Consider the following 13,973-nt stretch of genomic DNA (forward strand, 5'->3'; position numbering starts at 1 on the left):
GCAGCCGGCGGCGCCCGCTGGCCGTCAAAGGATCGAGCGTAGAAACTCCTTCGTGCGGTCTTCCTTGGGAGCGCTGAAAATCTCTTCCGGCTTGCCCTGCTCGCAAATGCGGCCCTTGTCGAAGAAGCAGACGCGGTCTGATACTTCGCGGGCGAAGCGCATTTCGTGCGTGACCAGCAGCATGGTCAGATCGTGTTCACGCGCGAGATCGCGGATAACACCGAGCACTTCGCCGACCAGCTGCGGATCGAGCGCCGACGTCGGCTCGTCGAACAGCAGGACGCGCGGGCGCATGGCGAGCGCCCGGGCTATGGCGACGCGCTGCTGCTGGCCGCCCGAAAGCTGGCTTGGATAGTGATCCTTCTTCTCCGAAAGGCCGACCATGCGCAGCAGATCGACGGCCCGGCACTCGGCTTCCGCCCGCCCGAGCCCGAGCACACGCGTCGGCGCCTCGACGACATTGCGCAGGACCGTCATGTGCGGAAACAGATTGAAGCTCTGGAAGACCATGCCGACATGGGTGCGGATCTGGCGCAGATGCGCCTCGCTGGCCAGGAACCGTCCGCGGCCGTTCTCCTGATGATAGGACATTCCGGCCAGATGCAGGGTTCCTTCCTGGAACGGTTCCAGCGTCATCAGGATGCGCAGGACGGTCGATTTGCCGGAGCCCGAAGGGCCGATCAACGTCACCTTCTCGCCGGGTGCGACATCGAAACAGAAATTGTCGAGCACGGTGAAATCGCCGTAGCGCTTGGTGACATCTTGGAAGCGGATCAGGGGTTGCGTCATCTGAGGGCAATTCCGTTTTTCGGCAACGTCTTTTCGAGCCAGTGAATGGCCGCCGAGCAGACGAGCGTGAGGATGAGAAAGATCAGGCCGACGAGGGAAAGCGGCACCAGATATTCGAATGTCCGGTCGCCGATGAGATTGGCGAGATTGAGCATGTCGACCACGGTGACGACGGACAGGACCGGCGTCTCCTTGAGCATCGAGACGAGGTAGTTGCCCATGGCCGGAACGATGCGGGGGATCGCCTGCGGGATGATGATATCCCAATATGTGCGGCCGCGACCGAGGTTCAGCGCCGTCGCGGCCTCCCACTGGCCGAGCGGCACCGCGTCCAGCCCGCCTCGATAGACTTCCGACGTATAGGCCGAATATTGAAGCCCCAGCGCCAGCGCGCCGGTGAGAAAGGCGGGCAGAACGATGCCGTAGACCGGCAGTACATAGTAGAGGAAGAAGAGCTGCACGAGCAGCGGCGTATCGCGCAGGAACTCGATGACGAAAGCCGTCGGCCACGAGATCGCCACGAAGCGGCTGCGCCGCAGCAAAGCGAAGATCAGGCCGAGAACGAGCGCGATCGCAAATCCGGCGGCGGCCGCCTCCAGCGTGACGATCAACCCGATACCGAGGATCGGCAGGATCGACAGCGCGAAGGACAGGGTCGTGGACGTGTCCCAGGTGAAGCCATACATCATGCCGGCGCCCTCCCCGGGAATGCGACGCCACGGCGGAGGATCGTCTCCAGCCAGCGCATGAAGGCAACCAGAATGAGTGCCATGATGAAATATCCGATGAGCGTCAGCGAGTAGATCGTAACGCTGTCCAGGGTGATATTGCGCAATTGCTGCGCCTGAAACGTCAGATCGCTGATCGAGATCAGCGATACCAGGGCCGTGTCCTTCAGGTTCTGGACGGCAAGATTGCCGAAGGCCGGCATCATTTCGACCACGGCCTGCGGCAGGACGATGTGGAAGAGCGTCTGCCCATGCTTGAAATTCAGCGCCCGCGCCGCCTCGTGCTGCGTGTCGGGAACAGCCTGCAACGCACCGCGCACGACTTCTGCCCCGTAGGCACCGATGTTGAGCGCCAGGCCGAAAATGCCTGTCGTTACGGGATCGAAGGATATTCCGATCAACGGCAGCGCATAATAAAGCCAGAAGAGCTGCACCAGAAGCGATGTGCCGCGAAATATCTCGATATAGACTATTGCAATCCAGGAAAGCAGACGCCCTCCGGCAAAGCGCGCAAGACCGGCTGCAAAGGCGAAGACGGCGCCAAGCAGCATCGAGGCGATGGCGATGACGGCCGTCACCTCCGCGCCTTTCAGCAATGCCGGAAGATAATGTGTCCAGCTCATGTCCGGGTCACCTCCGTCGCAAGATGGAAGGGGCCAACCGGCCTGACGGCGGTTCGAAGACCGCCGTCAGGCCGATATCGACTGTCGACAGGCTCACTTGCCCGCGCACAGGTCTTCGGTGCTCTTCGTCCGCGCAGCCTCGACGCTTTCAGCGCTCAGGCCATAGGACATCAGGATCTTCTTGTAGTCGTCGGTCTTCTTGAAGGCGACAAGGGCTGTATTGAACGCCTTGTAGAGATCCTTGTCTTCCGGCCGGAAATCGAAGCCGCCATAGCTGCGGACCGATTTTCCTGCGATCACGGGATCGGTGAACGGTTCGGCATGCTCGACATTCGTGCTGCCCTGGACCAGCTTGGCGACGGTGAGCTCGGTTGCGGCATAGGCATCGGCGCGGCCGGTCTGGATCGTGGACAGCGCATCGGCGTTCGCCTGGATCATGACGATCTGGGAGTCCGGGATGCCAAGGCCATGGAAGAAATCGAGCTGATCGGCACCCGAGACGATAGCGACCTTGAGCGACGGATCCTTCTTGATGTCTTCATAGGAATGCAGGTTCTTCGGATTGCCCTTCGGCACCAGCAGTCCCTCGCCGTAGCTGGAGTTCGGCGTCGTGAACTGCACCTGCTTGCAGCGCTCCGGCAGAATGTTCTGCTCGGCGGCCACGAAATCGAAGCGCCTAGCCTTCAGGCCGGGAATGAGCGATCCGAACGGCGTCACCGTCCAGTCGACCTCCTTCACGCCCATCGACTTCAGGACGGCAGCGGCAACGTCGGGACCGATGCCCTTGGCAGCGCCGCTCTCGTCCATGTAGCTGTAGGGAACCTCGTTGGCGCTGGCGCCGCGGATATAGCCATCCTTCTTGATCTGTTCGAGGCTGGCGGCATGGGCGGATGCTGCAAGGCCGACCGTCAGACCCACGGCGGCAAGACTGCGATAAAAATTCGATCTCATAGTTCACTCCTCTGTGGTTGGATTCCGCCATCGGCTGTCCGGTTTTCCGGATCTTTGCCGTAACGGGTTGCGAACCGCGCCGCGCTGTCGCGGCGCGGCAATTCAGGGGCCGGCCGTCAAGGTCGCGACGACGGCCAGGCAGTCGCCGGTCTTGATGAGACCGGGGAAATGGCGGGCGGCCAGGATACCGTCCAGCGCCGCGCGATAATCGGAGGGCGTGGACCCGGTGCGGCCGATCGGGTGGATTCTGGCGATCACCTCCCCGCGCGCGACCGTGTCGCCAATATCCCTTGTCGGCTCGAAAAGCCCGTCCGCTTCGGCAAAGACGAAGCAATCCGACGACGGCATATCGAGCCATTGCGTCGCTTCGATCTGCGGCGTACCGGCGACGATGCCCGCTTGCTTCAAGACGTTCAGAACGCCGCGCCTTGCAATGGAAGCCGTGCGCGCCGATATGGTTCCACCGCCCGAAAGCTCGGTGGTCACAAAGACCTTGCCCATTTCCTCCGCCGTGGTGTCGTACATCCCGACGGCATCGATCTCGATCATCCGCATGGAATAGGGTGCGGAAAATGCGGCGACCGCATCGAAACAGGCTTTCTCCTGCCTCTTATCGGCCAATGCGTGAGCGGCGGCATACGGCAGGAAATCAAGCGTCCGGCCGCCCGAATGGAAATCGAGCACAATGTCGGCCAGCGGCAGCAGATGGCGGGTGAAATAGTCGGCGATCTTCTCGGTGACGCCGCCGTCGGGCCGACCGGGAAAACTGCGGTTGAGATTGCCCCTGTCGATCGGAGACGTGCGGGTTCCCGCCTGAAAGGCCGGGTAGTTCATCGCCGGAACGACGATGATCCTTCCGTTGATCTCCTCGGCCTTCAAAGTCCGGGCGAGATCGAAAAGTGCGACAGGGCCTTCATATTCGTCGCCATGGTTGGCGCCCGTCAGCAGCGCCGTCGGTCCCTCGCCATTCTTGATGACGCAGACCGGGATCATGATCGAGCCCCAGGCGGAGTCGTCGCGCGACCAGGGAAGCCGCAGGTGGCCGTGCTGAATGCCATCGCGATCGAAGTCGACTGTCGGAACGATCGGCGATGGCCGTGTGACAATGCTCATGCTGTTCATCTCAGGCAATCACTTCACGACAAGCTGCCGGGGAACATTGGAGAGGCAATCGACACCGCTTTCGGTGATGACGATGCTCTCCGTGATCTCCATGCCCATGGTTTCAAGCCAGAGTCCCGTCATGAAATGAAAGGTCATGCCTGGCTGCAATTCGGTACGGTCGCCGGGGCGCAGGCTCATGGTTCGTTCGCCCCAGTCCGGCGGATAGGAAAGACCGATCGAGTAACCCGTGCGGTTGTCCTTGACGATCCCGTATTTCTTCAGGACCGCGAAGAAGGCGTTGGCGATATCCTCGCAGGCATTGCCCGGCTTGGCGGCGGCAAGACCTGCCTCCATGCCTTCGAGCGTCGCCTTCTCCGCATCCAGAAAAGCCTGCGTCGGCTTGCCGAGAAAAACGGTTCGCGACAGCGGGCAATGATAGCGGCGATAGCAGCCGGCAATCTCGAAGAAGGTCCCCTCGCCGTTCTTCATCGGCTTGTCGTCCCAGGTCAGATGCGGGGCGGAGGCATCGGCGCCCGACGGCAGCAGGGGAACGATGGCCGCGTAGTCGCCGCCGAAGCCGTCGACGCCGCGGATACCGGCATCGTAGATTTCGGCAACGAGATCGGATTTGCGGATACCCGGCTCGACCTTTTCAATAATTCTTTGGTGCATGGCCTCGACGATGCGCCCGGCCTTGCGCATATAGTCGAGCTCGGTCTTGCTCTTGACGGCCCGCTGCCAGTTCACCAGCCCCCGGGCATCCTTGAAACGGGCATTCGGCAAGTGCTTGACGAGAGAGGCATAGGCTGCGGCGGTGAACCAGTAATTGTCCATCTCGACGGCGATCGAGGCATTCGACCAGCCGCGCTCCTCGATGAGCTTCGACAGCAGATCCATCGGATGGCGCTCGTTGGACTGCACGTAGTGATCCGGATAGCCGACGATATTATCATGGGCCAGATAGGCGGTGCGCTTGGCGCCATTGGCATCCTGGCCGCGGCCATACCAGATCGGCTCGCCGGAGCCGGGCACCAGCACGCATTGATGCACGTAGAAAGACCAGCCGTCATAGCCGGTGAGCCAGTGCATATTGGACGGGTCCGTGACGATGACGAGATCGACACCGGCCTTTTCCATGGCACGGCGCGTCTTGGCAAGCCGCTCGGCATATTCGGCGCGGGTGAAATTGAGGGTCGGTTCGCTCACGCTGGGTCTCCTGATGCTTGTGTCGTTTCAATCGCCTGTCCCGCGCCGGCCGATACGGCGCGGCGATAGGCAAGCGTGGCAATGGCGGTATCCTGCACGCCTGTTCCGGTCAGATCGCAAAGCGTGATGGCCTCGCGCGACCGGCGGCCGGCGGCCTGGCCCGAGACGATGGCGCCGAGTTCGGGGAAATCGGCACTCTCGCTCACAAGCCCGGCGGCGATGGCATGATGAAGCTCGCCAAGCCGCCGCGTCTGCTTCAGGCTGTCGGCGACATAGGGGGCTGCTCGCCGAATGGCGGCCGGATCGATCTCGTTCTTATGCTCCGCGTCCGAGCCCATGGCCGTGACGTGCTGGCCCGGCCGCAGCCACGCGGCATCGAGGACCGGCCGGCTCGAGGGGGTCGTGGTCACGATAATATCGGCGCCGCGGCAGGCGCGCTCGGCATCGGCCTCCGCCGAAACGGGAAAGCCGAGTTCCGCCGTCAGTTCCCCGGCAAGCTTTTCGGCCTTTGCCAGATCCCGCGCCCAAATCCGGGCTGTCTCGATCGGCCGGACGAGCGTGAGCGCGCGCAATTGCAGCCGGGCCTGCATGCCCGCACCGAGAATGGCGGCAATCCGGGCATCCGGCCTGGCAAGGTGTCGTGCCGCCACCGCGCCGGCAGCGGCGGTGCGCACATCGGTCAGATAGCCGTTGTCGAGCAAAAGCGCCTCGACCAGCCCGGTATGCGCCGACAGCAGCATCATCAATCCATTGGTGCTGGGAAGGCCGAGCGACGGGTTGTTGAAAAAGCCGGGGCTGACCTTGATCGCGAAGCTGTCGAGATCCGGAACGTACGCCGTTTTCACATCAACCTCGCCGCGATGCGCGGGAATATCCAGCCGCATGATGGGCGGCATTCCCACGGCCTTGGTCGCCAGTGCGGCGAAGGCCTGTTCGACGCAATCGACGGCGTCAATGTCGAGTTGAACGATCTTGCGCAGATCGGTTTCCGTCAGGATCAGCACACGGGTCATGACGCCACTCCCGCATCGCGATCGTCGACGATCGCACGATGGACTGCCGGATCGATATTGCCCCCGGAAACGACAATCACCGTCGGACCATCGGATACGATCTTGCCGGCAAGCAGGGCCGCGATCCCGACGGCTCCCGCACCTTCGACGGTCTCGCCCTCGATCCGGGCCGCATGGCGGATGCCTGCGGCAATCTCCTCCTCGCTGAGCAGGATCACCCCGTCCAGAAGTGCGCGACACATGGGGAAAGTCAGGCGATTGTCGAGGCCGATGCCGCCGCCGAGCGAATCCGCCAGGGTCTCGACCTCCTGCACGTCCGTCGGTCGACCGGCCGCCAGGCTTGCCGCCATCGCCGCACCGCACTCCATCGACACGCCGACTATCCGCGCGGCGGGCAGTCGGCCCTTGATCGCGGCCGCAACGCCCGAAGCCAGCCCGCCGCCGGACAGCGGCGCCAGAACGAGCGCGGTCTCGGGCAGGTCGTCGGCAACCTCGAGCCCGAGCGTGCCCTGACCGGCAATGACGGCGGCATCGTCAAAGGGAGGAACGAAGCACATGCCCTCTTCCCGCACCAGACGCTCGACCTCCAGCATCGCGTCATCCTGCGAACGCCCGACGATGCGAACGTCTGCCCCGAGGCTTCGGATAGCTTCGACCTTGTTGGCCGGAACGAGAGCGGACAGGCATACGGTCGCGCGCGCGCCCATCGTCCCGGCGGCATGGGCAACCGCCCGACCATGATTGCCGGTGGACGCCGTTACCAATCCGCGCGACCGGGCCCGCCCGTCCAGACACCGGAGCGCATTGGTCGCGCCGCGGAACTTGAAACTGCCGGTCTGCTGGCGATTTTCCAGCTTCAGGTAAACGGGAATGTCCGCGCACCGGGATAGGGCCTGCGAATGCCGCAGCGGCGTGCGCACAACATGTCCGCCGATGCGTTGCCGCGCCGCTTCGATATCCTCCAGCGTCACCATCATTGTCATGGCGCGCACCGATGCGTTTCAACCGGCGGGACCGATATCATCACGATACTCATCTCTTTCTCGCTTGTAAGCTCTGAACAGCAGCGTGAGAGAGACAATGGATCATGTCAATCTGTATATTGTTTCATTACAATTATAACGGCACAACCTCCCATATCGCAAGCCGGGTGCTCGGATGAGGGTAAGTTCCCCGCCGGCGCGATGATCTTCAAAGACCGCTCCCGGTAAAGACCCCGCATTCGTTGAACCATTTTTTGGGCGGAGAGATGAAACCGCCGCCATCCGAAACGGCATGCGGAGAGACGCCGGCGGGTGCGGGTTTAAGCCTATGCCCGGCATCTGCCCGGCCAGGAAACTCACCTCTCTCAGGTCCCCCTCCCAAAAGCTCGGAAAATTTTGAGAAAAGCTTTTCTCATATTGACTCTGCTACTGAGAAAAGCTTTTCTCAAGAAAATTGAACGGGAGAAGGCATCTGGTAAATCAGCGTGCGAAAAGTGGACGCGCAACGATTCACGACGTTGCGGCGGCTGCAGGTGTGAGCATTTCGACGGCATCCAAGGCGTTGAACAATACCGGCCGCATGGGCGACGAAACCCGGGAAAGGGTCAAGCGCGCTGCCGCCGAAATCGGTTTTCGACCGAATGCGCTGGCCAAGGGACTGCTCAGCAATCGCACCTTCACGATTGGTCTTCTGACCAACGATACATATGGCCGCTTCACGCTGCCGGTCATGGCCGGCATCACGGAAGCGCTCGTCGATCACGGAGTTTCGGTCTTCCTCTGCACCATCGAGGACGATCCGGCGCTTGGAAAGGTTCATGTGGACGCGCTGCTGGACAAGCATGTCGATGGCATCATCGCCTCGGGCAAGCGAATCGACCGCCGGCTGCCGGTGGATTTGTCCAACCTGCCCGTCCCCGTCGTCTATGCCTTCACGGAAGGCACGCCGGAAAGCGTCACCTTCTGCGCCGACGACTTTCAAGGGGCCACGCTTGCCGTGGAATGGCTGCAGGGGCTTGGCCGGCGCCGGATTGCCCATGTGACCGGCCCCGACAGCTTCGTTTCGGTGCGCGAGCGCGTCAGGGCCTATCGCGATCTTGCCGGAGACGATCTGCCGGTTCTGTACGGCATGTGGTCGGAGGCATGGGGCCATCAGGCGGTGGCCCAGCTGTGGAGCATGCCGGGACCGAGGCCGGACGCCATCTTCTGCGGCAACGACCAGATCGCCCGCGCGGTCATCGATGCCTTGCGCGAACGTGGCGTGCGGGTGCCGGAAGATGTCTCCGTGGTCGGTTTCGACAATTGGGAGATCGTCGCCGCCCAGACGCGCCCGCCGCTGACGACGGTCGACATGAATCTCAAAGCGCTCGGGCGCGAGGCCGGCCTGACGGTTCTCGCGCTGGCGGAAGGCCGCAGCATCGAGCCTGGCATCAGAACCTTGCCGTGCGAACTGATCGTGCGGCAATCGTGCGGGGGAAACCCTGATCGTTGATTGAGGAAAAGGGGCTGATGGGAGTGGCCCCATGGGAGGAGAAGATGATGAAGCGATTTCTGGCCGCGACCGGCCTCATATCTTTAATGCTTGCTTCCGGTGCGTCCGCTGAAGACATCTCCATGTGGGTGCGCAGCGGCATCGGCGATTCCTTCAAGAAGGTCGTCGAGGCCTATAATGCCGGGCACGACGACAAGGTGACGCTGACGGAAGTGCCCTTTGCCGAACTCGTGCAGAAATATGCGACGGCGATTGCCGGCGGACAGGCCCCCGACGCCCTGTCGATGGACCTCATCTACACGCCCGCCTTTGCCGCCGCCGGGCAACTTGAGGACCTGACGGACTGGGCAAAGAGCCTGCCCTATTTCAATTCCCTGTCGCCCTCGCATGTGAAGCTCGGCACCTATGACGGCCACATCTACGGCCTGCCTCTTTCCGTCGAGACATCGGTCTTCGCCTGGAACAAGGATCTCTACAAAAAGGCCGGACTCGATCCCGAAAAAGCCCCGACTACCTGGGAAGAGATCGAGCACAATGCCGAAAAGATCCGCGCGCTCGGCGGCGACACCTACGGGTTTTACTTCTCCGGCGGTGGTTGCGGCGGCTGCATGATCTTCACCTTCACGCCGCTGGTTTGGGGCGCGGGCGCCGACATTCTCTCGGCCGACGGCAAGACCGCGACGCTCGATACCCCGCAGATGCGCAAGGCGGTCGGCTTCTACCGTGACATGGTCAAGAAGGATCTCGTCCCGGCAGGCGCGGCAAGCGATACCGGCGCCAATTTCCTCAGCATCAGCAATGGCAAGATCGGCCAGCAGAGCATCGGCGCCTTCTCGATCGGCACGCTGATCACGCAATATCCCGACATCCATTTCGGCGTCACGCTGATCCCGGGCGTCGACGGCAAGCCGTCTTCCTTTGCCGGCGGCGACAATTTCGTCATCTCCAAGGGCACGAAGAAGCTGGAGGCCGTGAAGAAGTTCCTCGAATACACCTATTCGCTCGAAGGACAGAAGATCATGGCGAAGTACGGCAGCCTGCCGACGCGCGGCGATATCGCCGAGCAGGTCCTTCAGGGTCTGAACCCGCGCATGCAGGTCGGGCTGAAGGCGATCTCGATCGCCAAGACACCCTACACGCTGCAGTTCAATGACCTGATCAACAGCGCCAACGGTCCCTGGGCGGGCTTTACCAACGCGGCCATCTTCGGAAGCGATGTCGATGCCGCCTTCGCCAATGCGCAGTCGGAGATGCAGTCGATCATCGACAACGCGCAGCAATAGTCGATCCTTGAACGCCGGGAAGCCTTACGCTTCCCGGTTCCTCAATCGCAATATCGGGAGCATTCCATGGCTGGCCCTGGAGCTATCGCAACCGCGCGTCCTCGAAAACGTCGCAGGCGTGCCGGCTGGCACGGGTTTCTCTACATCGCGCCGGCCATGGCGCTCGTCATCGTTTTCTTCGTTCTGCCGGTTCTGTTCACCGTCTGGATGAGCTTTCACAACTGGCCGCTGCTCGGCAACCCGCGCTGGATCGGCTTCGGCAACTATATACGCATGTTTTCCGACATGCGCTTCATGGCGGCGCTGCGCTTTACCGCCTACTATACCGTCATCGTGACCATCGCGATCTTCGCCGTCGCCTTCCCGCTCGCCCTGTATGTCGAGAAGCAACGACCGTTCGTCGGCTTTTACAGAACGATCATCTTCCTTCCTGTTGTCGTCGGGCTTGCAACGGCCTCGCTGCTTTGGGTCTGGCTTGCCAATGTCGACAGCGGCTTCTTCGCGCCGGTGGCGCTGGCGCTCGGCCTGGTCGACAAAAGACCCAACCTGCTTGCCGATTTCGACATGGCTTTCGCGACCATCATCGTCATGGTCGTCTGGAAGATCGCCGGCTTTACCATGATCATCCTGCTGACCGGCCTGCAGGCGATCCCCTCCGAATTGACGGAAGCCGCCCGCATCGACGGCGCAAGGCGCTGGCAGCGCTTCCGGCATCTCACCCTGCCCTTGATGCGCCGCACGATCGCGCTTGCGCTGATCATCTCCATCACGGGCTCGGTGCTAGCCTTCGACCAGTTCTACATCATGACCAGCGGCGGCCCGCAGAACCGCATGATTTCGGTCGTCTACTACATCTTCAACCAGTCCTTCGTGTCCTTCAATCTCGGCTACGGCGCAGCGCTCTCGATCGCGCTGCTCGTCATCCTCGTGCTGATCAGCATCGTTCAGCTCTGGCTGTTGCGCGTCGGGGAGGACCGGCCATGACGAGCGCAAAGGAGCGCCGCGCACGGCGCAAGCTCTGGGGCGGCATCGGCTTTCACGGCATCGGCGTCGTCATCGTCATCTTCTTTTTCGCACCGTTCGCGATCGCCTTGCTGTCGTCGTTCCGGCATGGAACCGAGGCGAGCCTTCCGCCGCTGCCGCCCTGGCCGACGACCGGTTTCAGCTTCGATGCCTATCGCGCGCTCGATGGCTTCGGGGCCGGCGTCGTGCGGCATACGCTGAACTCGCTCTTCGTCTCGGTCGCCACGGTGGTGTTGACCGTCGTCGTCAGCCTGCTCGCCGGCTACGGCTTCTCGCGCTATCGCTTTCGCTTCAAGGGCGCCCTCTTCATCCTGATCATCGCGACGCTGATGATCCCCTTTCAGTCGATCCTGACGCCGCTCTTCATCATCCTGGCGAAGCTGGGCCTCAACAATTCGCTGACCGGCCTCACGCTCGTCTACGTGACGCTGCAGCTTCCCTTTTCGGTCTTCATGATGCGCAACGCCTTCGACGCCGTGCCGAAGGAGATCGAGGAGGCTGCGCGCATCGACGGCGCGCGCGATCTCAGGCTGCTCTTTCGCGTTCTCTTTCCATTGGTGCTGCCGGGGGTCGCGACGGTTGCGATCTTCGCCTTCCTCAATGCATGGAACGAGTTCCTGGCGGCACTGGTGCTGCTGTCGAGCAACGAGAAGTTCACCCTGCCGGTGCTGATGATCGCCGTCAGGACCGGTCGCCTCGGCGCCGTCAACTGGGGCGCGGTCCAGGCCGGCATCGCCGTCATGACCATCCCCTGCGTCATCGTCTTCCTTCTTCTGCAACGCTACTACATGCGCGGGCTGATGGCCGGCGCGGTGAAATGACCCTTCGAACAAACGGATCAAAGACATGTCTGACAAGCAAAACCGCCAGTTTCGCCCCTTGCCCGTTCCCAATGTCGAGCTCGCCGGGCTCTTCGGTTCCCGGCAGGATGCAATCTGCAATTCGACGGCGGCGACCCTGCTCGACCGCTGCGTCGAGGCCGGCATGATCCAGGCGATCGACGTCAGCCAGCCGAGCCCCGGCATCGTCATTCCGCTGCAGACCTGGTCGGGCTCCACGCAGATGTTCTGGGACAGCGATCTTGGCAAATCGATCGAGACCATCGCCTATTCGCTTTATCGCCGCCCCAATCCGGAACTGGAGGCGCGTGCGGATGCCATCATCGATATGTACGAGAAACTGCAGCAGGAAGACGGCTATCTGAACGCCTGGTTTCAGCGCGTCCAGCCCGGCCGCCGTTGGACCAACCTGCGCGATCATCACGAGCTTTATTGCGCCGGCCATCTGATCGAGGCGGCTGTCGCCTATTACCAGGCGACGGGCAAGCGCAAGCTGCTCGACATCATGAGCCGCTTCGCCGACTACATGATCACCGTCTTCGGCCATGGCGAAGGGCAGTTGCGCGGCTATTGCGGCCATGAGGAAGTGGAACTCGCGCTCGTCAAGCTCGCCCGCGTCACGGCTGAGAAGAAATATCTCGACCTTGCCAAATACTTCATCGACGAGCGTGGCCGCGAGCCGCATTTCTTCACCGAGGAAGCGCTTCGCGACGGCCGCGATCCGGAAAACTTCGTACAGAAGACCTACGAATACAGCCAGTCGCATCTGCCCGTGCGCGAACAGACCAAGGTGGTCGGCCATGCCGTGCGCGCGATGTATCTCTATTCCGGCATGGCCGATATCGCCACCGAGTACAACGACGACACTTTGACTTCCGCGCTCGAGACGCTGTGGGACGATCTGACGACCAAGCAGATGTATGTGACCGGCGGTATCGGACCCGCCGCTGCGAACGAGGGCTTTACCGACTATTACGACCTGCCGAACGAAAGCGCCTATGCCGAAACCTGCGCCTCCGTCGGGCTGGTTTTCTGGGCCAACCGCATGCTCGGCCGCGGGCCGAACCGCCGCTACGCAGACATCATGGAAGTAGCGCTCTACAACGGCGCCATGGCGGGGCTGTCGCAGGACGGCAAGACCTTCTTCTACGAAAATCCGCTGGAGAGCGCCGGCAAGCATCACCGCTGGACCTGGCATCATTGCCCCTGCTGCCCACCCAACATCGCCCGCCTGCTCGCCTCCGTCGGTTCCTACATGTATGCGGCCGCCGACAACGAGATCGCCGTCCACCTCTACGGCGAAAGCAAGGCCCGCGTTCCGCTGGCGGGTGGCGTGACCGTCGAGGTTGCGCAACAAACCCGCTATCCCTGGGACGGCGCGATCCGCTTCGAGGTCAATCCCGATCGCAACGCCGAATTTGCATTGTCCCTGCGCATTCCCGCATGGGCCGACGACGCCACGCTCGCCATCAACGGCACGCCGGTCGACCTCTCGACGATCGTTGTCGATGGCTACGCTCGTATCGAGCGGCAATGGCAGGCAGGCGACACCGTAAACCTCACCCTGCCGCTGATCCCGCGCACCCTGTTTGCCAATCCGAAAGTGCGCCAGGATGCCGGGCGCGCCGCCCTGATGCGCGGTCCCCTCGTCTATTGCGTCGAGACCACGGACAATGGCGGCGATCTCAACGGCATTTCGCTCGCCGGCGATCCGGCATCCGCAGGTACGGCGGAGATTGCCGAGCTGGAAGGCGCCGTAGCGCTCGATGTTCCCGTCATGCGCGACGCGGCCGACTGGGGCGCCGATCTTTATCGGACGACTCCGCCGAAAAGCGCTGCCTCCACCGCCCGTTTCGTGCCCTATCACCTCTGGGACAATCGCGAACCGGGCGAAATGCTGGTCTGGCTCCGCGCCGACCGGATGCAGCTCGGAGACTGA

Annotated in this window: 13 protein-coding genes; 5 read left to right on the forward strand and 8 right to left on the reverse strand. The window is 62.3% G+C overall.

What is annotated here, in order from left to right; all coding sequences use genetic code 11:
* Nucleotides 1–24 precede the first annotated feature (24 nt).
* The 8 genes from ehuA to eutB all read right to left on the reverse strand — a co-directional run bounded on the left by ehuA (nt 25) and on the right by eutB (nt 7,397).
* Nucleotides 25–789, reverse strand: coding sequence for an ectoine/hydroxyectoine ABC transporter ATP-binding protein EhuA (gene ehuA, locus ACJJVH_RS24355; RefSeq protein WP_112798263.1), 765 nt, complete (start codon nt 787–789; stop codon nt 25–27).
* Nucleotides 786–1,478: an ectoine/hydroxyectoine ABC transporter permease subunit EhuD gene (gene ehuD, locus ACJJVH_RS24360; RefSeq protein WP_112798265.1), complete on the reverse strand. Its 693-nt coding sequence runs from the start codon at nt 1,476–1,478 to the stop codon at nt 786–788. Before ehuD ends, ehuA begins: the two co-directional genes overlap by 4 nt.
* Nucleotides 1,475–2,140 carry an ectoine/hydroxyectoine ABC transporter permease subunit EhuC gene (gene ehuC / locus ACJJVH_RS24365; RefSeq protein WP_112798267.1) on the reverse strand — a complete coding sequence of 222 codons (666 nt, stop codon included), beginning with the start codon at nt 2,138–2,140 and terminating at the stop codon, nt 1,475–1,477. Before ehuC ends, ehuD begins: the two co-directional genes overlap by 4 nt.
* Before the next feature lie 93 nt (nt 2,141–2,233).
* Nucleotides 2,234–3,091: an ectoine/hydroxyectoine ABC transporter substrate-binding protein EhuB gene (gene ehuB / locus ACJJVH_RS24370; RefSeq protein WP_412065387.1), complete on the reverse strand. Its 858-nt coding sequence runs from the start codon at nt 3,089–3,091 to the stop codon at nt 2,234–2,236.
* Between the two features lie 102 nt (nt 3,092–3,193).
* Nucleotides 3,194–4,213, reverse strand: coding sequence for a N(2)-acetyl-L-2,4-diaminobutanoate deacetylase DoeB (gene doeB, locus ACJJVH_RS24375; RefSeq protein WP_113357645.1), 1,020 nt, complete (start codon nt 4,211–4,213; stop codon nt 3,194–3,196).
* Nucleotides 4,214–4,222: 9 nt separating this feature from the next.
* Entirely contained in the window at nt 4,223–5,401 is a 1,179-nt protein-coding gene (doeA, locus tag ACJJVH_RS24380; RefSeq protein WP_113392058.1) for an ectoine hydrolase DoeA, read from the reverse strand.
* Entirely contained in the window at nt 5,398–6,414 is a 1,017-nt protein-coding gene (gene eutC / locus ACJJVH_RS24385) for an ectoine utilization protein EutC (protein ID WP_412065388.1), read from the reverse strand. Before eutC ends, doeA begins: the two co-directional genes overlap by 4 nt.
* Complete coding sequence (eutB, locus tag ACJJVH_RS24390) at nt 6,411–7,397, reverse strand: hydroxyectoine utilization dehydratase EutB (RefSeq protein ID WP_412066214.1); 987 nt, start codon at nt 7,395–7,397, stop codon at nt 6,411–6,413. Before eutB ends, eutC begins: the two co-directional genes overlap by 4 nt.
* Nucleotides 7,398–7,932: 535 nt before the next feature.
* On the opposite strand from eutB, the gene ACJJVH_RS24395 reads away from it, so the two are divergent.
* From ACJJVH_RS24395 to ACJJVH_RS24415, 5 genes are all read left to right on the forward strand, one after another.
* Nucleotides 7,933–8,889 (forward strand): LacI family DNA-binding transcriptional regulator, encoded by a 957-nt coding sequence (locus ACJJVH_RS24395; protein WP_412065389.1) that lies wholly within the window; start codon nt 7,933–7,935, stop codon nt 8,887–8,889.
* 44 nt (nt 8,890–8,933) lie between these two features.
* Entirely contained in the window at nt 8,934–10,172 is a 1,239-nt protein-coding gene (locus tag ACJJVH_RS24400) for an ABC transporter substrate-binding protein (RefSeq protein WP_412065390.1), read from the forward strand.
* A gap of 66 nt (nt 10,173–10,238) precedes the next feature.
* Nucleotides 10,239–11,156 (forward strand): carbohydrate ABC transporter permease, encoded by a 918-nt coding sequence (locus ACJJVH_RS24405; RefSeq protein WP_112798277.1) that lies wholly within the window; start codon nt 10,239–10,241, stop codon nt 11,154–11,156.
* Entirely contained in the window at nt 11,153–12,016 is an 864-nt protein-coding gene (locus ACJJVH_RS24410) for a carbohydrate ABC transporter permease (protein WP_112798279.1), read from the forward strand. The genes ACJJVH_RS24405 and ACJJVH_RS24410 overlap by 4 nt, the downstream gene beginning before the upstream one ends.
* Nucleotides 12,017–12,041: 25 nt before the next feature.
* Nucleotides 12,042–13,973: a glycoside hydrolase family 127 protein gene (locus ACJJVH_RS24415; protein ID WP_412065391.1), complete on the forward strand. Its 1,932-nt coding sequence runs from the start codon at nt 12,042–12,044 to the stop codon at nt 13,971–13,973.

The sequence above is a fragment of the Rhizobium sp. SYY.PMSO genome (assembly GCF_046840415.1).
Lineage (GTDB): Bacteria > Pseudomonadota > Alphaproteobacteria > Rhizobiales > Rhizobiaceae > Rhizobium.